17 protein-coding genes and 5 tRNA genes are annotated in these 21,616 nt (G+C 65.7%); 12 read left to right on the forward strand and 10 right to left on the reverse strand.

What is annotated here, in order from left to right:
* Positions 1-10 precede the first annotated feature (10 nt).
* The 3 genes from BKK79_RS17940 to infA form a co-directional block, all read right to left on the reverse strand.
* Positions 11-847, reverse strand: coding sequence for a GNAT family N-acetyltransferase (locus BKK79_RS17940; protein ID WP_083384115.1), 837 nt, complete (start codon positions 845-847; stop codon positions 11-13).
* 166 nt (positions 848-1,013) lie between these two features.
* On the reverse strand, positions 1,014-1,487 hold the full coding sequence (locus BKK79_RS17945; RefSeq protein ID WP_071014063.1) for a SixA phosphatase family protein: 474 nt from the start codon (positions 1,485-1,487) through the stop codon (positions 1,014-1,016).
* Between the two features lie 168 nt (positions 1,488-1,655).
* Entirely contained in the window at positions 1,656-1,877 is a 222-nt protein-coding gene (infA, locus tag BKK79_RS17950; protein ID WP_008641674.1) for a translation initiation factor IF-1, read from the reverse strand.
* Positions 1,878-2,426: 549 nt separating this feature from the next.
* Between infA and BKK79_RS17955 the strand changes: the two genes are divergently transcribed.
* Positions 2,427-2,942: a hypothetical protein gene (locus BKK79_RS17955; protein WP_071014061.1), complete on the forward strand. Its 516-nt coding sequence runs from the start codon at positions 2,427-2,429 to the stop codon at positions 2,940-2,942.
* 287 nt (positions 2,943-3,229) lie between these two features.
* Here the strand turns inward: BKK79_RS17955 and BKK79_RS17960 are convergent.
* Positions 3,230-3,306 (reverse strand) — tRNA-Pro (locus BKK79_RS17960).
* A gap of 456 nt (positions 3,307-3,762) precedes the next feature.
* On the opposite strand from BKK79_RS17960, the gene BKK79_RS17965 reads away from it, so the two are divergent.
* Positions 3,763-4,968 carry a GGDEF domain-containing protein gene (locus BKK79_RS17965; RefSeq protein WP_071038170.1) on the forward strand — a complete coding sequence of 402 codons (1,206 nt, stop codon included), beginning with the start codon at positions 3,763-3,765 and terminating at the stop codon, positions 4,966-4,968.
* A gap of 74 nt (positions 4,969-5,042) precedes the next feature.
* Positions 5,043-5,119: transfer RNA gene (locus BKK79_RS17970), tRNA-Arg, on the forward strand.
* A 170-nt stretch (positions 5,120-5,289) separates the two neighbouring features.
* Here the strand turns inward: BKK79_RS17970 and fabI are convergent.
* Positions 5,290-6,078, reverse strand: coding sequence for an enoyl-ACP reductase FabI (fabI, locus tag BKK79_RS17975; protein WP_071014056.1), 789 nt, complete (start codon positions 6,076-6,078; stop codon positions 5,290-5,292).
* Between the two features lie 248 nt (positions 6,079-6,326).
* Here fabI and BKK79_RS17980 point away from each other — a divergent pair, with 248 nt between their 5' ends.
* From BKK79_RS17980 to BKK79_RS18000, 5 genes are all read left to right on the forward strand, one after another.
* Positions 6,327-8,219, forward strand: a complete 1,893-nt coding sequence (locus BKK79_RS17980; RefSeq protein ID WP_071038171.1) for an extracellular solute-binding protein — start codon at positions 6,327-6,329, stop codon at positions 8,217-8,219.
* Between the two features lie 26 nt (positions 8,220-8,245).
* Positions 8,246-9,298, forward strand: coding sequence for a microcin C ABC transporter permease YejB (locus tag BKK79_RS17985; RefSeq protein WP_071014051.1), 1,053 nt, complete (start codon positions 8,246-8,248; stop codon positions 9,296-9,298).
* Positions 9,295-10,419 carry an ABC transporter permease gene (locus tag BKK79_RS17990; RefSeq protein WP_071038172.1) on the forward strand — a complete coding sequence of 375 codons (1,125 nt, stop codon included), beginning with the start codon at positions 9,295-9,297 and terminating at the stop codon, positions 10,417-10,419. Before BKK79_RS17985 ends, BKK79_RS17990 begins: the two co-directional genes overlap by 4 nt.
* A gap of 59 nt (positions 10,420-10,478) precedes the next feature.
* Positions 10,479-12,068 carry an ABC transporter ATP-binding protein gene (locus BKK79_RS17995; RefSeq protein WP_418235898.1) on the forward strand — a complete coding sequence of 530 codons (1,590 nt, stop codon included), beginning with the start codon at positions 10,479-10,481 and terminating at the stop codon, positions 12,066-12,068.
* Between the two features lie 364 nt (positions 12,069-12,432).
* The gene (locus BKK79_RS18000) at positions 12,433-13,128 is read left to right on the forward strand and encodes a C40 family peptidase (protein ID WP_071014045.1); all 696 of its coding nucleotides are present in this window, start codon (positions 12,433-12,435) and stop codon (positions 13,126-13,128) included.
* A 91-nt stretch (positions 13,129-13,219) separates the two neighbouring features.
* Here BKK79_RS18000 and BKK79_RS18005 read toward each other — a convergent pair whose 3' ends face one another.
* The gene (locus BKK79_RS18005) at positions 13,220-14,179 is read right to left on the reverse strand and encodes a patatin-like phospholipase family protein (protein WP_071038173.1); all 960 of its coding nucleotides are present in this window, start codon (positions 14,177-14,179) and stop codon (positions 13,220-13,222) included.
* A gap of 257 nt (positions 14,180-14,436) precedes the next feature.
* Here BKK79_RS18005 and gltX point away from each other — a divergent pair, with 257 nt between their 5' ends.
* The 4 genes from gltX (at position 14,437) to BKK79_RS18025 (ending at position 16,534) form a co-directional block, all read left to right on the forward strand.
* Entirely contained in the window at positions 14,437-15,843 is a 1,407-nt protein-coding gene (gene gltX / locus BKK79_RS18010) for a glutamate--tRNA ligase (RefSeq protein WP_071038174.1), read from the forward strand.
* A 300-nt stretch (positions 15,844-16,143) separates the two neighbouring features.
* Positions 16,144-16,219, forward strand: a tRNA-Ala gene (locus BKK79_RS18015).
* Between the two features lie 99 nt (positions 16,220-16,318).
* Positions 16,319-16,394: transfer RNA gene (locus BKK79_RS18020), tRNA-Glu, on the forward strand.
* Positions 16,395-16,457: 63 nt separating this feature from the next.
* Positions 16,458-16,534 (forward strand) — tRNA-Asp (locus tag BKK79_RS18025).
* Between the two features lie 350 nt (positions 16,535-16,884).
* Here BKK79_RS18025 and BKK79_RS18030 read toward each other — a convergent pair.
* The 4 genes from BKK79_RS18030 to BKK79_RS18045 form a co-directional block, all read right to left on the reverse strand.
* Positions 16,885-18,237: an MATE family efflux transporter gene (locus BKK79_RS18030; protein WP_071014036.1), complete on the reverse strand. Its 1,353-nt coding sequence runs from the start codon at positions 18,235-18,237 to the stop codon at positions 16,885-16,887.
* An 83-nt stretch (positions 18,238-18,320) separates the two neighbouring features.
* Positions 18,321-20,108, reverse strand: coding sequence for an ArnT family glycosyltransferase (locus BKK79_RS18035; RefSeq protein ID WP_071038175.1), 1,788 nt, complete (start codon positions 20,106-20,108; stop codon positions 18,321-18,323).
* A 159-nt stretch (positions 20,109-20,267) separates the two neighbouring features.
* On the reverse strand, positions 20,268-20,531 hold the full coding sequence (locus BKK79_RS18040) for a type B 50S ribosomal protein L31 (protein WP_071014031.1): 264 nt from the start codon (positions 20,529-20,531) through the stop codon (positions 20,268-20,270).
* 194 nt (positions 20,532-20,725) lie between these two features.
* Entirely contained in the window at positions 20,726-21,577 is an 852-nt protein-coding gene (locus BKK79_RS18045; protein WP_071014028.1) for a M90 family metallopeptidase, read from the reverse strand.
* Positions 21,578-21,616 lie beyond the last annotated feature (39 nt).

The raw sequence follows: 21,616 nt of genomic DNA on the forward strand, positions 1-21,616 counted from the left end.
CGTGCGCGGCTCAGCGGCTCAGGCCGAGGAAGTGGCGGGCGTAGCGCGGATTCATGTCGGCCACGCGCAGCAGGGTCAGGAAGTCCGCGACGTTGAAGTCGGGATCCCAGGCGGGCAGGCCGCAGATACGCGCGCCCAGGCGCAGGTAGCCCTTGATCAGCGCGGGCGGCTCGACGTCCAGATCCTGGTTCAGGTCGTCCACCGGCAGCGGGAGGCGCGGGAAGGCATGGTACTCGATCGGTGCCAGCGAGCGCTCGGCGAAGCGCCGGTACAAGCTGGCGGCATAGTGGCCGCCATCGCTCATCGGCACGCTCGCACAACCCAGCATCGACTCGATTCCCCAGCGCTGCAGGTACTCGCCGAGCCCGCCCCACAGCGCCATGATGACGCTGCCGGAGCGATAGTCGCGATGCACGCAGGAGCGGCCGAGTTCCAGCATCTTCGGGCGCAGGTGGGCCAGGCGCACCAGGTCGAATTCCGATTCCGCGTACAGGCAGCCAATGCGCTTGGCCTGGTGCGGCGGCAGCACGCGATAGGTGCCCACCACCTTGAGCGTGGTCTGGTCGCGCACGATCAGGTGATCGCAATAGGCGTCGAACATGTCGACGTCCAGCTCGGGCACGGTGGAGGTCAGGCGCGCGCCCATTTCCTCCGCAAAAACCTTGTAGCGCAGCCGTTGGGCTTCGACTACCTCGTCCTGGTGGCGCGCCCACGCCACGCTGAAAGCAGCCGGCTCATGCGCTGGTGCATCCGGTTGGCGATGAAGACGCCTCCGCGCCGTCTGGCCGTTCAGGCCATTGGGCAAGGCGTCGAAGAGCGGCTGGGTCGGCGTCGGCAGATCTCGCATCAGTATGTCCTTTCGATGACGTAACTGTTGCGAAGCAATGTAGAGAGGCCGGGTGACAGCGCCGTGAAGAGGTAATGACGGTTGCGTGACGCGGCGCCGGCCGAAGGCAATTCCGGTGCACGGGAGTGCATCGCGCGGCGGGCGATGCACTCGCCCTGGTGCCGGGTCAGAGGAATTCGGGGTTGACCACGGCGCGTAACACGACCTGCGCCTCGTTTTCGCGGGTCCGGCTTGCGAGCCACCAGATGCCGCTCTTGCGTACGCTCCAGTCCATCTCGCTGCCGGCCAGCAGCAAGCTGGCCACGCGGCCGAGCCAAGGCTGGTGCCCTACCACGATGGTGTCTGGGCCTTCCGGCCAGCCGACCGCGGCAAGCACGGTGCTGACGTCGGCGCCGGGCACCAGTTCGCGCACGATCTCGGGCTGTGGCGTCAGTGCGGCGGCAGTTTCGCGCGCGCGCACTGCCGGGCTGCAGAGCACGCGGATGCCGGGTGCGGCATGCGCGCGCAGCCATTTCGCACAGGCTTGCGCCTGCTGATGGCCCCGCCGCGTCAGTGCGCGCTGCAGGTCGCCGTTGCGGGTGAGGCCCAGCGGGCCGGCGGCCTCTTCGGCCTCGGCATGGCGCCACAGGATCAGGTTCATGACGTGACAGGCGTGCGCTGTGATCGTAACGGCCGAGTATGGCGAAACCGCCGCTCATGCGCAAGGCGCACGACCGCCTTCCCGCGGCCGGCAAGCCCCGCGGCTGAACCTGAGGCTGGCGGGCGCTGCTCCGGCGACGTGCCGGACGAAGCGCCCGCCGGCGAAGGATCAGGACTTGTGACGGAAGTTGATGCGACCCTTGGTCAGGTCGTATGGCGACATTTCCAGGGTCACGCGATCGCCGGCGAGAATACGGATGCGGTGCTTCTGCATCTTGCCGGACGCATAGGCCCAGATCTCGACGCCGTTTTCCAGCGTGACGCGATAGCGGTTGTCGGGGAGGGCTTCCGACACCACGCCGCCAAATTCAATCAGTTCTTCCTTAGCCAATCTGTCTTTCCTTTTCCGCAGCCTCAATGGGGCCGCATGAGTTGAGAGAAATGCATTCTATGCCGCGATTTCCCGATCGGCACGAGCCGCCGCATCGCGGCGCAACGCCCGCATGCAGCGCGGAGTGTCGTGAAATCGAGAAAAGGGCGGAATTGCCCCAGCCTGCAGGCCGGGTCCAGTACCGACGCGGCCGTGAAATGCGCACGGTGCTGCTGGGCAAGAAACAAAGCTGGCTCGCCGCAGCCGCGCCGTGGGGATGATGTCGTTTTCAGCGGGGGCGCCCGGTGACAGGGCACGCTGCGCCTGATGCTGGCGCCATTCAACATTGTATCACGAAGCCGGAGACTGGCTCGATAGGACTGGTGCGCGGCAACAAGCAGCTGCCGGGCGCCGGCCGGGCGTGCTGCCGGGGTGCGGTAGCGGCCGCTTGGCATTTTCCCGCGGCGACCTATATGTATCTATGAGGGCGGCGCGTTTGCCGAGCCGGGTTGGTGTGGCAGGTGCGCACGCTGTGCTGTCCCCGGGGGGATGCCGAGCAAGGAGGTTCATATGGAACTGCACCTGCATTCGCACCGCTTCGTCCACCGTATGCCGGACTGGCGGGCAGCGGCCTTTGCGGGGCTTGCCGCTGGCGTGGTCTATGTCGTGATGGAATTGCTGGCGGCGCGCTTTGTGCTCTATCGAGGGGCCTGGGACACGGTCAAGATGGTCGCGGCGATCATGCTCGGCAGCGGCGCGCTGAGTTCGCCCGATGCGTTCAGTTGGATCGTGGTGCTGGCTGCCGCCATCGTGCACTTCGGCCTGTCGATCGTGCTGGCGCTGGTGCTCGCCATGCTGATCGCCGCCTTCCGGCTGGATTCCGGTCAGGGCCTGGTCGCGCTGTCCGGCGCGCTGTTCGGCGTGGGAGCCTACCTGCTGAACTTCTATGTCTTTACCCGCTACTTCAACTGGTTCGATCAGGCGCGCGGCTTGGAGAGCTTGCTGGCGCATGCGGTGTTCGGGCTGGTTGCCGCCCTGGCGTACTGGCACCTCGAGCGCCGAGAGCCATTGACGTCATTGCCCTGAAGGTAGGCCGGCCTGAAAAGAGGTCGTGTAGGAGGGTGACGCCTCCTACACGCCAAACGGCAACGGGAGTGTGAGTGTGTTGCCGAGCGTCATTCTGCGATGCGAGCGGTGCAAATGTACCCCTACCGACGTTGGGGTTACTCCTTTTGGGGGTATGGGTCGAGCAAGTTGCTCAAGGGCAATGTCTTCCCGGGCGCCATGTCGTGTTTGGTAACGACCAAACATGGTGGCGACCAAACAAAAACGGCTTGTACCAGCAGGTACAAGCCGTTGATTTGCAATAAAACTGGTCGGGGCGACATGATTCGAACATGCGACCCTCTGATCCCAAATCAGATGCGCTACCAGGCTGCGCTACGCCCCGAAGCCGGCAATTGTAGCCTCCGGCTCGGCTGGCGGTCAATTGCCATGTCGCTGGTGAGCGCGGGACACTTGCCGGGAATCTCGACGGCATCGCGTGGGCAGCCGTTACGAGGCCGCCGCCGGCATGGCTTGACTTGGGCCCCGGCGCTGACATAATCCGCACACCGCTGCGCCGGCGATGCGATGTCCTGCTGCGCGGAGAGCGGAAAAGCTGGCGAAGGGACCAAGATAGAGAGTTCCACGACAACGCCAGGCGTCCGACACATCGTATCGTCGCGACTCGGACCAACCAGACGAACCGGCGCGCCATGACGCGCCGGCACGCCACCCACCCGGTGCGGCTTACCCGGGGGGAAGGTGGCGGCATTGCGGTGCAGAGGCTCACGCCGGTAGCGGCGTCCGGCGGGGGGCGGGCGTCGCCGGAAGCGTGGCAGCTTCGCACTTGGAACGGGAAAACATGTCTCAGTCACAGTGGATCGTGCTCATTGCCGGCCTGTTCGGCCTGCAGATGGGCGTCGTGTGCCTGGCGTTGCTGCGCACGCCCGGCATGGGCGGTATCGGCCTGAAGCCCTGGGCGGCCGCCGGTCTTGCCGTGTGTGCGGCGGCCGTGGCCCTGGTTTCTCGCCAGTGGCTGCCGGGAGGGAGCCCGCAGGGCCTGGCCGAACTGATGCTGGTGCTGGCGCTGTCTGCCATGCTGTACGGGACCCGGCGCTTTTTCGGCAAGCGCGGCCATGGCTGGATCTGGGTGGCCCTGAACGCGGTCATCCTGGCGGCCGTGGGCTGGATGACGTTATCACGTGCTCCGGAGTATGTGGTGCTGCTCGGGCTCGCGGCGGCTGGCGCCGTTTACGCGCTGGGCCTGGCGCTGATCGTGCTTGCGCGCGTGGCCGGGAGGCGTGGTATCGGCCGGCTGGCGGCCTTGTCCTTGCTACTGATCGCACTGGCATCGACACTGGTCAGCTTGCTGCAAGCGTATGCCGCCGCGCAGGATGGCCGCCTGTTCTTGCCGGTCGAGGCGGGCAGTCTTGGCGTGCTGCATGTCTTTGCCGCCGCGGGCCTGTCCATCAGCTTTGCGCTGATGGCATACGATCGCCTGCGTCGCTTGCTGGAGCAGCGCGCGCGCCATGATGACCTGACCCAGGTACTCACGCGCGGCGCTTTCTGGGAGGACTTCGAGGCGGCCTGCGAGCAGGCTGAGCGCAAGGGGCAGCCGCTGACGGTCGCCTTTGTCGATCTCGATCACTTCAAGGCGATCAACGATCTCTACGGTCATCTTGCCGGCGACGGCGTCCTGCGGCATTTTGCCGGCTTGCTGTCGCGCAGCGTGCGCGCCGAGGACGTGGTCGGCAGGCTGGACGGAGAGGAGTTCGGTATCGTGATGCCGAACACCTCACTGGATCGCGGCCGGGCGGCAACCTTGAAACTGAGCACGCTGGTGCGCGGCACGCCTTGTCCTTCCGAGCCGGATGCCATCCATTACACGGTCAGCGTCGGTATGGCCGAGCGGCGGCCGGGGGAGGGCCCCGATGCCCTGATGCGGCGCGCCGACAGCGCACTCTACGAGGCCAAGACAATGGGGCGCAATTGCGTGGCGTCCGACGCCGGCCGGCCGCAGGACTCGCTGCCGCGTTTCGTGCGCGCTCGCGACAAGGCGCCGCACTGAGCGCTGCAACTGGTTTCCGCCATGCGTGCATCGCGCGCATGGCGACGTATCTCTGGGGTAGAATGCTGCCCTTCGCGTCCTTAGCTCAGTTGGATAGAGCACTCGCCTTCTAAGCGAGCGGTCAGAGGTTCGAATCCTCTAGGACGCGCCACCGATCATCATCCTTCGCCATTCGCGCCGCGTCTGCCGTGCAGGACGCGTGCGCATACTTCCGGCAAGCATTCCCGACGCAAGAGCCTTTCGGGGCAAGGAAAAAAGGCACCGGCTTGCGCGCGGTGCCCTCATGGTGGCTTGGCCGGCCCGCCAGGGCGGGCCGCGGCCTCATTCTTCGGCAGGCAGGCTTGCGCCCATCACGTTGAAGCCACCGTCCACATAGGTGATCTCGCCGGTCACGCCACTGGCCAGGTCGGACAGCAGGAAGGCGGCCACATTGCCGACTTCCTCAATGGTCACGTTGCGGCGCAGCGGTGCCGCATCCTCGAAATGGCTCAGCAGCTTGCCGAAGCCCTTGATGCCGGAAGCCGCCAGGGTCTTGATCGGCCCGGCCGAGATGCCGTTGGCGCGGATCCCGCGCGGGCCGACCGAGGCCGCCAGATAGCGCACGCTCGCTTCCAGCGAGGCCTTGGCCAGCCCCATCGTGTTGTAATTGGGCACCACGCGTTCCGCGCCGAGGTAGCTCAGCGTCAGCAGCGAGGCCTTGTCCGACAGCAGCGGCAGCGCGGCCTTCGCCAGTGCCGGAAAGCTGTACGCGGAGATGTCGTGCGCGACGCGGAAGCCCTCGCGCGACAGGCCTTCCAGGAAGTCGCCGGCGATCGCCTCGCGCGGCGCGAAGCCGATCGAGTGGACCAGCCCGTCGAAGGTCGGCCAGTGCTGGCCGAGCGCGGCGAAGGTGGCAGCGATCTGCTCGTCGCTGCCGACGTCGCATTCAAACACCAGTTCGCTACCGAATTCCTTGGCGAAATCGGTGATGCGGTCCTTGAAGCGTTCGCCGACATAGGTGAACGCCAGCTCGGCGCCTTCGCGCTTGCAGGCCGACGCGATGCCGTAGGCGATCGAGCGGTTCGACAGCAAGCCGGTGATCAGGATCCGCTTACCTGCCAGAAATCCCATAGATTCTCCATGATGGTGTCTCGGCCGGGCACGCTTTGTGCTGTACTCTTTGCACGGTACGCGCCGCGCGGCGACCGGGGCGGTGCGCGCGGACCGGCCAGCCCGAGTGTGGGGGGGGGCGGCCTGTACGGCCGCGTACTGGAATGTCCGGATGGCTGGGCGCCAGCCGAACGCATGTAAAATTGTCTCATAACTGGCGGGGCCGAAGATGCCCTGCCGCAGCGATCCTAGTGGAGGACCCCAGCGGGATGCCTATTCGTGCACCTTGGCCGTTCGATGCGGCGGGACGACGTTTCCTCGGCCGTACGGTCAAACGATGCGGGCTGGCGCTCCTGCTGGCAGTGCAGGCGGTGCCGGTGCTGGCGGCGCATGGCTATGCCCAGTACGGGGACCTCAAGTACGGTCCGGATTTCACTCATTTCGACTACGCCAATCCCGCGGCGCCGCGGGGCGGCACGCTGACGCTGGCCAACCCGGACCGGCGTACCAGCTTTGACAAGTTCAATCCGTTCACGCTGAAGGGCACGGCAGCGCCAGGGCTGAATGCCTTGATGTTCGAGTCGCTGTTGATCGCCAGCGCCGATGAAACCGCGAGCGCCTACGGGCTGCTGGCCGACGACGTGACGATGGCGCCCGACCAACTCTCGGTCACCTTCCACCTGCGGCCCCAGGCGCGTTTCTCGAACGGCGACCCGGTGCTCGCCTCCGACGTGAAGTACTCCTACGACATGCTGATGAGCAAGTCCGCCAGCCCGGGCTACCGCAGCATGTGCGAAGACGTGAAGGGCGTGGTGGTGCTCGGGCCGAGCACCGTGCGCTTCGACTTCAAGCAGCACAACCAGGAGTTGCCGCTGATCGTCGGGTCGCTGCCGGTGTTCTCGAAGAAGTGGACTGAAAAGGCGTCTTTTGCCGACATCACCTTCGAGGCCCCCGTCACCAGCGGTCCCTACCTGATCGAGCGCTACGATGCCGGACGCGGCATCATCTACCGGCGCGATCCCAGTTACTGGGGCAAGGATCTTGCCGTGCGCCGCGGCACCTTCAACTTCGACCGCGTGGTCTACCGCCTCTACAAGGACGAGACGGCCCGCCTGGAGGCATTCAAGGCCGGCGAGTTCGATGCCATCGTCGAGTATCGCGCCAAGAACTGGGCCAAGAGCTACGTGGGCAAGCGCTTCGACAACGGCGAACTGGCGAAGACCGAATTCCCGCACCACAATGGCGCCGGCATGCAGGGCTTCGTCATGAACATGCGCAAGCCGATGTTCCAAGATGTGCGGGTGCGCCAGGCGCTGTCGCTGGCGCTGGACTTCGAATGGCTGAACCGCCAGTTGTTCTACGGCGCCTACCGCCGGCTCGACAGCTGGTTCTCCAATACCGACCTGGCTGCCGCCTCGACCTTCGACGGGCGTCCCACGCCCGGAGAGCTCGGTCTGCTGGATCCGCTGCGCAGGCAGCTGGGGCCGGAAGTCTTCGGCCAGATCGTGGCCCAGCCGACCACCAACCCGCCGCGTTCGCTGCGCGACAACCTGCGCCTGGCGCAGCGCCTGCTGGCCCAGGCCGGCTGGACCTATTCCGATGGTGCGCTGCGCAATGCCAAGGGCGAGGCCTTCTCCTTCGAGTTCCTCGACGACGGCGGCGCCATGAGCCGCGTCATCACGGCCTACGTGCGCAATCTGGAGAAGCTCGGCATCCAGGTCGACCAGCGCACCACGGACTTCGCGCTCTACCAGAAGCGGCTGGAAGACTTCGACTTCGACATGGTGTCGATCCGCTATCCGGATTCGCAGAGCCCGGGCAACGAGTTGCGCGACCGCTTTTCCAGTGAGGCAGCCGGCACGCCGGGCTCGGACAACCTGTTCGGCCTGAAGTCGCCCCCGGTCGACAAGCTGGTCGACAACGTGCTGCATGCGCGCACGCGCGAGGAACTGATCAACGCCTGCCGTGCGCTGGACCGCGTGCTGATGCACGGCTACTACATCATTCCGCACTGGTTCAGCGCCTACCATCGTGTGGCCTACCGCAAGGAATTGTCATACCCCCAGCGCCTGCCGGCGTACTATACGGCGGAAGGCTGGATCCTCAGCAACTGGTGGCGCAATGACCTGGCGCCCGCGAAAGCCCAGGCGCAGACGAAGTAGGCGACCCGGAAGCGACAAGGAGACGTATGCTCGCCTATCTGTTCAAGCGCATCCTGCTGATGATCCCGACGCTGATCGGGGTGGTGACCCTGACCTTCGTCGTCGTCCAGTTCGTGCCGGGCGGCCCGGTCGAGCAGATGATGCTGGAGATGAAGGGGCGGGCCGGCGGTAGTGGCGAAGCCAGCGGCGGGGGGGCGGAATACCGCGGCCGGCACGGCCTGGGCCCCGAGCGGATCAAGGAGATCCAGGCGCTGTACGGCTTCGACAAGCCGCCACTGGAGCGCTACTTCCTGATGCTCAAGCGCTTCGCCCGCTTCGATCTGGGCCAGAGTTACTACCAGCACCGCAGCGTCTGGGAACTGGTCAAATCCAAACTGCCGGTGTCGATCAGCATCGGTCTGTGGACGTTTTTCCTGACCTACCTGATATCGGTGCCGCTCGGCATCTCGAAGGCGATCCGGGCGGGCAGCCGCTTCGACGTGGTGACCACCATGATCGTGCTGGTCGGCTATGCCATCCCCGGTTTCGTGCTGGGGGTGCTGCTGCTGGTACTGTTCGGTGGCGGCACTTTCGTGCAGTGGTTCCCGCTGCGCGGCCTGACCTCGGACAACTGGGACCAGCTTTCGCTGCTGGGCAAGGTGACGGACTACCTGTGGCACCTGGTGCTGCCGATCACGGCCTCGGTGGTCGGCAGCTTCGCCGTGGTGACCATGCTGACCAAGAACGCCTTCCTGGAGGAAATCCGCAAGCAGTATGTGCTGACGGCGCGCGCCAAGGGCCTGGCCGAGGGCAGGGTGCTGTGGAAGCATATCTTCCGTAACGCCTTGATCCCGCTGGTGACGGGTTTCCCGGCCGCCTTCATCGGCGCCTTCTTCACCGGCTCCCTGCTGATCGAGACCCTGTTCTCGCTGGACGGCCTCGGCCTGCTGTCCTACGAGGCCGTGCTGCGCCGCGACTACCCGGTGGTGCTGGGCACGCTCTACCTGTTCACCCTGATCGGCCTGGTCACGCGGCTGATCTCGGATGTCTGCTACGTGATGGTCGACCCGCGCATCCACTTCGAGGCGATGCACCGATGATGTCTCTCTCCCGCATGCCGGCCAGCGGCCTGCCGCATTCCCTGTCGCCGCGCCAGCGCGCGTGGCAACGCTTCCGGCGCAACCGCCTGGGCTACTGGAGCCTGATCCTGTTCCTGCTGATGGTGGCGGTCAGCCTGGGCGCGGAGTTGCTGTCCAATGACCGGCCGCTGTTGGTGCGCTACCAGGGTCAGTGGTATTTCCCCATCGTCAAGACTTATCCCGAGACCACCTTCGGCGGCAATTTCCCCACGCCAGCGGACTATCTCGATCCCTATATCCTGGACAAGCTGACCAGCGGCGACAACTTCGCCGTCTTCCCGCCCAACCGGTATTCGCACGAGACGCTCAACTACTTCGCCAAGGAGCCGAATCCCGCGCCGCCCTCGGCCGAGAACTGGCTGGGTACCGACGACCGCGGGCGCGACGTGCTGGCGCGGCTGCTGTACGGTTTCCGCGTGTCGGTGCTGTTCGGTGTGGCGCTGACCGTCATCGGCGTGCTGGTCGGCACCCTGACCGGCGCCCTGATGGGGTTCTTCGGCGGGCGCTTCGACCTGGTCTCGCAGCGTCTGATCGAGATCTGGAGCTCGATGCCGGAACTCTACCTGCTGATCATCTTCGCCTCGATCTTCCAGCCAAGCCTGGCGCTGCTGATCATCCTGCTGTCGCTGTTCGGCTGGATGGGGCTGTCGGACTACGTGCGCGCCGAGTTCTACCGCAACCGCTCGCTCGACTATGTCAAGTCGGCGCGCGCGCTGGGTTTGTCGAACGTGCAGATCATGTGGCGCCACATCTTGCCCAACAGCCTGACGCCGGTGATCACTTTCCTGCCGTTCCGCATGAGCGCGGCCATCCTGGCGCTGACCAGCCTCGACTTCCTCGGGCTGGGAGTGCCGCCGAGCACCCCCAGCCTGGGCGAGCTGCTGGCGCAGGGCAAGGCAAATCTCGACGCCTGGTGGATCTCTCTGTTCACCTTCGCCGTGCTGGTGGTGACGCTGCTGCTGCTGACCTTCATGGGCGATGCGCTGCGCGACGCCTTCGATCAGCGCCTGGGCATGGCCGCCTTGCGCGGCCGTGTCCAGCCCAAGGTGCCGGCTCCCGTCACCGCGGAGGTGGCACGATGAGCGTGGTGATGGAGAAGAAGCAGCGTCCGGCCCGGACCACGGCTGAGGGTTCCACGCTGATGTGCGTGGACCGCCTTTCGGTGACCTTCGGTCATGGCGAGCACGCCACGCGCGCGGTGCGCGAGGTCAGCTTCGACCTGCGTGCCGGCGAGCGCTTCGCACTGGTGGGCGAGTCGGGCTCGGGCAAGACGGTAACCGCGCTGGCCATGCTGCGGCTGGTCGAGGATGCCTACTACGACGGTGCCATCCGCTTCGAAGGACGGGACCTGCTGAGCATGTCGGACCGCGAAGTGCGCGCGATCCGCGGCGCCGAGATCGCCATGATCTTCCAGGAGCCGATGACGGCCCTGAACCCGCTCTATACGATCGGCAACCAGATCGTGGAGACCTTGACGCTGCACGAGGGACTGGATCGCCGCGCGGCGCGCCAGCGCGCGATCGCCCTGCTCGAGCGGACCGGCATTGCCGATGCGGAGCACAAGTTCAACAGCTTCCCGCACCAGTTGTCGGGCGGCCAGCGGCAGCGCGCGATGATCGCCATGGCGCTGGCATGCCGGCCCAAGCTGTTGCTGGCCGACGAGCCGACCACGGCGCTTGACGTGACCATCCGCGCCCAGATCCTGGAGTTGCTGCGCGATCTGCAGGCCGAGTTCGGCATGACGGTGGTGCTGATCACGCACGACCTGAACCTGGTGCGCTCGTTCGCGCAGCGGGTCGGCGTGATGGAAAAGGGCGTGCTGGTCGAACTGGGGGAGACGGCAACGGTGTTCGCAGCCCCGCAGCACCCCTACACCCGCCGGCTGATCGACAGCCGGCCCCGCCGCGACGTGATGCCGCTGGTGCCGCTGGCGCCGGTCCTGCTCGAGGCGCGCGGGCTTAGCGTGGACTATGCGCGCAAGCGTGCCGGATTCAAGGGCTGGTTCGGCAAGGAGCGCTTCTCGGCGGTCAAGCACGTCGATTTCCAGTTGCGCGAAGGCGAGACCCTCGGCATCGTCGGCGAGTCGGGCTCCGGCAAGACCACGCTGGTTCATTCGGTGCTGGCCTTGCAAGGCAAGAGCGGGGGGGATATCGAATTCCTTGGGCGCGGCCTCGAGCGGATGACCCGCCGCGAGCGCAGCCAGATGCGTTCGCGCCTGCAGGTGGTGTTCCAGGATCCCTTCGGCTCGCTGTCGCCACGCATGACCATCGAACAGATCGTCGGCGAGGGGTTGAGCCTGCACCAGCCGGGCTTGTCGGCGGAGGCGACGCGCCAGCAGGTGATCGAGGCCTTGCGCGAAGTCGGGCTCGAGCGCACCGCGCTGGGGCGCTATCCGCACGAATTCTCCGGCGGTCAGCGCCAGCGCATCGCCATTGCGCGGGTGCTGATCCTGAAGCCGCAGGTGCTGGTGCTGGATGAGCCGACTTCGGCACTCGATGTGTCGATCCAGCAGCAGGTGCTGACGCTGCTGGCGCAGCTGCAGCATAAATACAACCTCAGCTATCTCTTTATCAGCCACGACCTTGCCGTGATCCGCGCGATGGCGCATCGCGTGCTGGTGATGAAGGCGGGGGAGGTGGTCGAGTCGGGCGAAACCGAGGCTGTGCTTGGTGCGCCACAGCATCCCTACACCTGCAAGCTGATGGCGGCAGCGGCGATCGGCGGGATGTGATCTGTTGCGGTGCGGCGATTATCCGGGCGCGTTGTCTGGTTTCATACGCACGTCATGAAATTTCCGAGAAAGTAGATGCGAGTCTTGTCTTATCATCTTGATTCGCAAGGAAAAACCGGGGAATTTGTAACGAACTTTGACATGTCAATGACAACCTTATACCATCCCGCGAGAGGTTTTTTCGGGGGTGGCCTGCTGGCGGTTGTCTGACATCCGGGCCTGCGTTCCTGCACAGAGTTGGTGCCTGGTAACGGGCCCGCTTCTTGCGTCAGCTTCGTTTTCGCATTAGAGCCATCCCGGGTCAAATGGGGGTCTGGCGGCGTTTTTCGGCGCTGCCCGACGAATAATCAATTCAGGAGAACCAATGCAGCGAACGGTACTTCATTCCCTGGCGCGCGCCGCCGTTGGAATTGCCATTGCCTGCGGTGCGACTCTGTCGAATGGAGTGCTGGCGGACACCGTGTTCAAGGACCCGGATGCCCGCATCGACGCACGCGCCGAGTTGAGCGCAGACCAGCCGGCGGAAGGTAAGCGCAGCCTGCTGTCCTCTGTCATGAACTCCACCAGCAACGTCGCCAGCAAGGCCGGCGACCTGGTGATGAATGCGCTGGGCCTGATCGGCGTGCGCTACCGCTTCGGCGGCAACAGCCCCGAGTCCGGCCTGGACTGCAGCGGTTTCGTGCGCTACGTCTTCAACGACACCTTCGGCTTCATGCTGCCGCGCCGTTCGGTGGAGATGAGCCAGGTCGGTACCACTGTGGCGGCCAACGACCTGCGGCCGGGCGACCTGGTGTTCTTCAACACCATGCGCCACACCTTCTCGCATGTCGGCATCTACATCGGTGACAACAAGTTTGTCCATGCGCCGTCCACCGGCAGCAAGATCCGTGTCGACGACATGCGCGCCAGCTACTGGGTGACGCGCTACAACGGCGCGCGCCGCATCGACGACGTCAGCGTGCTGCGCACATCGGGCGGGGCTGACAACCTTGGCAATATGGTCGAGACGCTCAAGCGCTTCGATCCTAATGCCAGTGGACGCTCGCTCTACGGCGGCTGACCTGCACGCGCCACCATGAAAAAGGACTGCTCCGGCAGTCCTTTTTTGTTGGTCCGGCCGGTTGGCCGGGAAGGCGAGGCCAGCGTGGTGGCTATTGTGCTGCCACCGTTCCCGATGCGTGGTTTCGCGCTTGCTCGAGCTTGGCGCGCAGGGTCGGCATGGCGGCCGCTGCAGCCTGTTCCCCGGCCAGGATCGCGCGGTTGCGCGCGGCGAAATCGCTGCCGCTCATATCGGGAAGGTTGGGGCGGATGACGATGTCGGCGCGCGCCAGGGCCTGGCGGTTGATGGTCTGGCCCATGATGGCCGTGGTCTGCAGCAGCACGCCGCTCTGGCCGTCGCTGTTCTGGCTGGACGGGTCGGCGGAGATGTTCACGGCGATGACGAAGTCGGCCCCCATGCTGCGCACGGAGTCCACCGGTACCGGTTCGACGAGCCCGCCGTCGACATAGTCATGACCCTGGATCGTCACCGGCCGGAACACACCCGGCACACTGCTCGAGGCGCGCACGGCCTGGCCGGTGTTGCCGCGTCGGAACAGGATTGGCTGGCCGGTCTTCAGGTCCGTGGCCACGATGCCGAGCGGAACCTTCATCGCCTCGATGGGGCGATTGCCGACCAGCCGGTTGACGTAGTTCTGCAGGGCTTCGCCCTTGATCCACCCTCCGAAGCGGGTGCCGAAGGGCAGGGCCCAGTCGGCAATGGTCGCTTCGTCCATGTGCAGGGCCAGCTTGTTCAGTTCGAAGCCGCTCATGCCGGTGGCATAAAGGGCGGCCACCACGGCGCCGGCACTGGTGCCTGCGATCAGGTCGGCGCGGATGCCCTGCGCTTCCAGCGCCTTGATCACGCCGATATGGGCGAAGCCGCGTGCGGCGCCGCCGCCGAGGGCCAGTCCGATGCGCAGGGGGCGCGGCGGCACGGCTGGCGGTGTCGAGGTGGCCTGGCCGGCGGGAGCGGGACTACCGACCGAGGGCATGGTCGAGGGCTTGGGCCCGAAGGAGCAGGCGGCCAGCAGGGCGGCCGCACCGGCGCCGAGAAAACTGCGTCTTTGCATGAAACGGATGCGGATAGAAGGGCGGCGAGCACGTCCGGCGCTACGCAACGCGGATCGTGTGGTGCATCGGGCACCGCCAGCGGCTGCCGGCCGCCGGTTCCAGATTGAGACCGGCGCTAGCATAAATGATTCCTTGTGGGAGCGCCGTGCCGGCGGTCGGCGCCGGGGAGGGCGCAAGGCCTGCTTGCTATAATGCGGGCTTCCCTCCGATAGCCCGTTCGCCCGCGCGTGCGGGCGTTTCCGTCTTTTTCTCCCACATGACACAACGCGTCCGCACCCGCTTCGCGCCGAGCCCGACCGGTTTCATCCATCTCGGCAACATCCGCTCCGCGCTCTACCCCTGGGCCTTTGCCCGTCGTATGAAAGGGGACTTCATCCTGCGCATCGAGGATACGGACGTCGAGCGCTCCTCGCAGGAGGCGGTCGACGTGATCCTGGAGAGCATGGAGTGGCTGAGCCTGGACATCGACGAAGGCCCGTTCTACCAGATGCAGCGGATGGACCGCTACCGCGAGGTGCTCAAGCAGATGGTCGACGCAGGACTGGCCTATCCCTGTTATATGAGCACCGCCGAACTCGACGCGCTGCGTGAGGCGCAGCGCGAGCGTGGGGAGAAGCCGCGCTACAACGGCTTCTGGCGTCCCGAACCGGGCAAGGTGCTGCCCGCCCCCCCGGCCGGCGTGCAACCGGTGCTGCGCTTCCGCAATCCGCTGGAAGGGGCGGTCTGCTGGGACGATGCGGTCAAGGGGCGGATCGAGATCTCGAACGAGGAGCTTGACGACCTCGTGATCGCGCGCCCGGACGGTACGCCGACCTACAACTTCTGCGTGGTGGTGGACGATCTCGATATGCGTATCACCCACGTGATCCGCGGCGACGACCATGTCAACAACACGCCGCGGCAGATCAACATCATCCGCGCCCTCGGCGGCACGCCGCCGGTCTATGCGCACCTGCCTACCGTGCTCAACGAGCAGGGTGAGAAGATGAGCAAGCGTCATGGTGCAATGAGCGTGACCGGCTACCGCGACGAGGGCTACTTGCCGGAAGCCGTGTTGAACTACCTGGCACGCCTGGGCTGGGCGCACGGCGACGCGGAGATCTTCTCGCGCGAGCAGTTCGTCGAGTGGTTCGACCTCGAGCATCTTGGCAAGTCGCCGGCGCAGTACAACCCGGAGAAGCTGGCCTGGCTGAACAATCACTACATCAAGGTGGGTGACAATGCGCGTCTGGCCGAACTGACCCGCCCCTTCATCGAGGCGATGGGCGCTACGGTCGAAGGTGCCGACCTGGCGGCTGTGGTGGCCCTGGTCAAGGATCGCGCCAACACGCTGAAGGAGGTCGCCCAGACCGCGCTGTTGTTCTATCGGGGCGAGCCGCAGCCGGACGCGGCACTCAAGGCCGAACACCTGAGCGCCGAAACCATCCCCGCCCTGCAGGCCCTTGCCACGCACCTGGCGGCGCTGCCGGAGTGGAAGCGCGAAGCGATCGGCGCGGCGTTCAAGGCGGTGCTGGCTGAATTCAGCCTGAAGATGCCGAAACTGGCGATGCCGGTGCGCCTGCTGGTGGCCGGGCAGCTGCAGACGCCCAGTATCGACGCGGTGCTGGAATTGTTCGGGCGCGAGACGGTACTGCGCCGGATCGGCGCCGGCCTGGCCGCCTGATCTGGCCGCTCAAGGTATTGAGAAAAAAGTCCCGGCAGGGGCTTGCATTCCTGCCTGGACTTGCGCATAATCTCGTTCTCCCTGCAGCGCTGTTCAAAACCAAGCGGGCTGACTGATTCGGTAAAACGGGTCTTCGTGATAGGGTGCTGAGCAGTATGGCAGCAAACACCGCAAAATGCGGATCACGAAAAAAAGTTAAAAAAGGGGCTTGCAAAAAAGCGAGATTGATATAAAATGTTGTCTTCGCTGGAAACGATGAAACAAAGGCGAAGCGCAGCAAGCAGTAAATAGCAGTACCATGGGGCTATAGCTCAGCTGGGAGAGCGCTTGCATGGCATGCAAGAGGTCAGCGGTTCGATCCCGCTTAGCTCCACCAAAATGCCGATCCACACGTTGCGAGATGGGTGGATCAAAAAGATGGATAATCGGAAGGTTGATTATCTGTCGGACGAAACGAGTAACTAAACGAGTTTCTGTCCCCTTCGTCTAGAGGCCTAGGACATCACCCTTTCACGGTGAGTACAGGGGTTCGAATCCCCTAGGGGACGCCAAAAAATGGGCGTAATCAAACGCCTAGTTTATCGAAGCCAGTAAAGCTTCGATGAGCCGACTAAGGAGTGGTAGTTCAGTCGGTTAGAATACCGGCCTGTCACGCCGGGGGTCGCGGGTTCGAGTCCCGTCCACTCCGCCAAATCTGAACCCGCATGGTCATGCCATGCGGGTTTTTCTTTTTCTATCGTCCGCTTTTCCTCTCCCTGCCGCGTTTGTCGCCGGCTTCCTTTCCCCCTCTCTTTCTCCCCTCTCTTTCTCCTCACGTATTCCCGTTGCTGTCAGCTGGAGTCCATCAGGACATACGGGCCGGCCGCGCCTGGCCGGTGGCGTACGGCCGGCATTCGTCGTTTGGTCCGGCGGATTGCGCCGAGCGAGAGAGTGGTCGATCCTCCGTGACCGCTGGCCAGGAGGTGCCTACTGGACTGGCGTGTCCTTGCCGCAAGCCGGGAGGGGCATGGGCGGGCGCGTGCTCAGGAGGGGGGATCGGTGTCAGCGCGATTCGACGCGGCTGATGTGCATGAAGTAGCGCACCAGCAGCATCGCGGCGAGAGCCAGGCTGATGCTGTTGGCCATCCAGAAGCCTGCCGGTCCGCGCGTGAAGTCCGGTAACCCGTCGATCATTCCGAATCCCAGCAGGTAGCCGCCGCCGAGTCCCACGCCCCACAGCGACGCGGCATAGATGACGGTCGGGATCAGCGCGATCTTGTAGGCGCGCAGGATGAAGGCGGTCATTACCTGCACGGCGTCGAACGCTTGGTAAAGGGCGATCAGCGCGACCAGTGGCAGGGCTGCGGCAATGACGCCCGGATCTTCGGTATAGGCGTGGAGCACGCTCCTGCGCAGCAGCCAGAGCAGTGTGCCGCAAAGCAGCGCGAGCGTGGCGGCGAGGCGGATGCCGCTCCAGGCAAGCTGGCGCGCGCCGGCCCGGTCGCGTGCACCGATCGCCTGCGCGACGAGGGTGGAAGTGGCGATGGCCAGGGACAGCGGCACCATGTAGGCGACCGCGCTCAGGTTGGCGATGATCTGGTGTCCGGCCAGCATCACCGTGCCCATGCGGGTGATGAAGATCGACATCAGCGTGAATGACGTGATCTCGATCAGGTAGGTCAGGCCCATCGGAATGCCGAGGCGAAGCAGCGCGCGGATATGATGCGCCGAGGGCCAGCTCCAGTGGCGGAAGATCTCGATCGGCCGGTAGGTGGCGTCCGCGTAGAGGATGCCGAGCGCGGCCAGGCACCAGGCCCAGGTGATCAGCGTCGATGCCAGCGAACAGCCCGGGCCCCCCATGGCCGGCACGCCGAGGCCGCCATGGATGAACCAGGCGTTCAACGGCACCTTGAGCAGAAGTCCGCCAAGCTGGAGCACGGTCACCATGATCGGGCGGGACAGGGCGTTGTTGAGGGCCGAATAGATGCGGAAGGCGAGCGCGGCAGGCAGGCCGAAGGCGGCGATGCGCAGGTAAGCGGTCGCCTTGTCCACGAGTTCCGGAGGTGCCTTGGCGAGCGCCAGCAGTGGCTCGGGGTGCAGCAGCAACAGTATCCCCGGAATGGCAAGGGCCAGGCCCAGCCAGGCCGCCTGGCGCACTTCCATGCCGATCTCCTGCGTGCGCCCACCGCCATAGAGCTGGGCGGCGATCGGCGCCAGCGCCTGCAGTACGCCCATCAGGCTGATATAGATCGTGATGTAGATCGAGCCGCCCAAGCCGACCGCAGCGAGATCGGCGGCCGAAGCGCGGCCGGACATGACCGTGTCGGTCACGCCGAAGGCGATCACGGCAAGCTGGCCGACCAGCAGCGGGGCTGCGAGATGGGCGATTCTGCGGCTGTCCTGGAGCAGGCTCATCGGCGTGGCGCAGCGAGGCGAAGGTTAAGGCGATGGGGGCGGCCGGAGGGCGCGGAGCCCCGACGCAGGGCCGGGCTGCCCGATCAGCGTGGCAGGCGCCGGGTACCAGGGGGCAGTGCCGGCCGGGGCGGTTGTGCCTGGCTGAGATCCACCAGCCGGTACATGCGGAAGCGTTCGTCGCGGTCGGCGGGGCGGCGGCCTTCCCAGATCAGGCGCCACTCGAAATGCGAGATGCTGGTCGGCTCGCCGAAGTCCATGGGATCGTAGCGCAGCAGGATATCGCAGCCATCGCCGGGCCCGCCGAAGCGCAGGTGGCCGAAGTAGGCAAACGAGGCGAGCTGGGCATCGCCCATACGGATCGGCTGCACGCAGCGGTAGGTGCTGGGCAGGGCCATCGAGGCGGCCTGCGCGACGTCCCGATAGGTCTTGCCGTAATTGATCGATGGTAGCCACAAGGTCATCGCCAGCACCCACATCAGGGTGGTGCCGGCGGCAGAGATCACCACCGGGCGCCAGATCTGCTTCGGCGCGCGCGACAGACGCCAGCGCACGATCAGGATCCAGGCCAGCGTCACCAGCAGCGCACAGAGGACCGCGCTGACTGTGAACTGGTGCTGGAAGCCGGGCAGCAGGCGGAACACATTGGCGGCGACGCGTGGTGGCCAGCCGGTCGTCTTGGCGACCCACATGAACCAGACGAAGCTGCCGAAGATAGTGAAGAACAGCAGCGAGAACCAGTCGATTGCGTTGATCACGGCGCGCGTCAGCGTCGGCAGCGCAAAGGCGGCGAGCACCGCCATCGGCGGCAGCACCAGGATGAACTGGATATCGCCTGCCGAGCGCAGCAGCAACAGCAGGAACAGCAGCGGCAGCAGCAGCGTCAGCGGGATGGCGACGTGGGGTGCGCGGCGCATGCCCGACCAGGCCAGCCAGGACCAGGCCGCGATCGGCCATACTGGCCAGGTGTACAGGAACAGGTTGCGGCCGAGGAAGCTCAGGACCGGCACGCTGGGCAGGCCGTAGGTGCGCCGGTCGTAGCGTGCCCATTCCCGGATGAAGGCGACCGCATCGTCGCGCGCGGCTGCCCCGAGGTAGGTGGCGGCCAGCCACGCCGCCACCAGCGCCAGGGCCAGCGGCAGGCCGATCGTCACCAGGCGCTTGAGCGGCAGCGGCTGGCAGGCCAGTCCGCCGGCCGCGATGGCCGCCAGCAGGACCAGCGGCAGCACCGGGCCGCTCGCCAGCGTCAGCGCGCCGAGTCCAAGGCCGAGCCAGAGGCTGCCCTGGACCGGCTTGTCCAGGCTGCGCACGAGGCCGTAGAGGCTCATCGCGATGAAGCTGAGTTGACCCACCTGGGGCGTGGTCTCGTGGCCGCGCATGGCGAGGCCGACGCAGGCCAGGAAGATCAGCAGGGCCCCGTCCGCCAAGGTCCGGCCGTAGTCGCGCGCGTCCGGTTGCCCGCCGAAGGCGTAGGCGAAAGGCTGGACTTCGCTGCGGCGTCCGAGCAGGTAGGTGGCGTACCAGGTGAAGGCGCAGGTGGCGAAGTAGAAGAGGGCAGTGGCCAGGCGCGAGGCGTCGGCTGCGCCAAGCCAGCCGCCGAACAGGCGGATCATGGTGGCGCCCACCCAGAACACCAGCGGGCCGTCCTCGCTGTAGGGCCGGCCCACGATATTGGGCATCAGCCAGTCCTGCGTACTCCCCGTGGCCAGCTGCCACATCACGCCGAACCCCGCGGCATCCTCGTTCTTCCACGGATCGCGGCCGAACAGGCCGGTCAGGCCGTAGATGATGCAGATCGCCAGCAGCAAGGCGCGCGGCAGCGTGCCGGTGGCTGCTGCGGTCAGTTGGACGCGTGAGGTCTTGGCTTGGCTCATCAAGGGGTCATGCTCGCGGCGGGCTCGATCGACGTGGGGCCAGGAAAGCAAAAAGGCAGCCGACGCTGCCTTTTTGTCTGCGTTGCCCGGCGCCGGGACATGATGCGGTCCGAGACGGCGAAGCGCCTTGCTGCCGGGAACGTGAGCGGAAGCGCAGTCTTACTTCGCTGCCTTGCCCAGCTTGCTGCCGAACTTCTGGCGGAACTTTTCCACGCGGCCGGCGGTGTCCATGATCTTCTGGGTGCCGGTGTAGAACGGGTGCGATTCCGACGACACTTCGATCTTGGCCAGCGGATATTCCTTGCCGTCCTTCCAGGTGATGGTGTCCTTGGTCTGGATGGTCGAGCGGGTCACGAAGCTGAAGTCGTTCGACACGTCGAGGAAGACGACTTCGCGGTAATTGGGGTGAATGCCTTCTTTCATGGTGATTCCTTTCAGTTTGGGTAGCCAGTCCGTCTTGCCGTGCGCTGCCTGGCGCGCGTTGCCAAGCGCTTGCGGCGAACGAACCACTTGCCGATAACGGGCAAACCGTGATTATGGCAGAAAAACAAGAGCCGGGGCAAGGAATCCATGATAGTGCCGGCGCGTTGCCGCCGCCAGGGCGAAGGTATCTTGCATCAGGCGCCAGCGGGGTTTTGCCGGTAGAAGGCGGCCAACTGCGCGTAGACCCGGGGCCAGTACCGCAGCAGCCCCGCGGGGTCTACAAAAAATGCCTCGGACGCTACAGCGAAGAACTCCCCTGGCGCTTCGCAGCCGTAGGGGTCTATCGCGCGCAGCGCGGCGGGCAGGCGCTCCGGCCGTTTCCAGGCCCGCGCCGGCTGAGCGTCGCAGGCTTCGGCGAAGCGTTCATACTCGTCGAGAAAGACTTCCGCCCAGGCCTCGCGGTCGATGCCCGGGTGCAGCATCCGCGAGAACGGCGGTACGCCGTCCGCTTCGCCGTCGAGCATGTCGAGCTTGTGGGCGAACTCATGGATGACCACGTTGTAGCTGTCGTCCAGTTCGTCGCCGGCTGCCGCGCTGCCGGCGCCGGGGCTGCTCACGTCCGGCCAGGAGAGGATCACCGGGCCGTGTTCCCAGGCCTCGCCGGCAGCCTCCTCGACCACGCCGTGCACCAGTCCGATCTCGTCCTCCACGGTCTTGCGGATGACGAACTCGCCGGGGTACAGCACGATGCCGTGCCAGCCGCGGTACCACTCGATACCGAGGTGCAGGATGGGCACGCAGGCCTGCGTGGCGACGCTGGCCACCATCTCGTCGCTCAGCTGCAGTTCGTGAGCGGTGGAGAACTCCTTCTCGGCGATGAACAGCGTGGCCAGCTCGCGCAGCGCTGCCAGGTCCTCCGGGCCGTAGCGCCGCACGAAGGGCAGGGCCGCCACCGTCTGTACCCAGAGTGCGTCCGGGATGGCGTAGTGCGCGAGCTTGCGTTCGCGCGAGCGCGAGCGCAGGAAGCGGGTCAGTCGGTCGAGCATGGCGGAGCGTCAGGGTTGGCAGGCCGGCGGCCCAAAAAG

The organism is Cupriavidus sp. USMAA2-4 (assembly GCF_001854305.1).
GTDB lineage: Bacteria > Pseudomonadota > Gammaproteobacteria > Burkholderiales > Burkholderiaceae > Cupriavidus > Cupriavidus malaysiensis.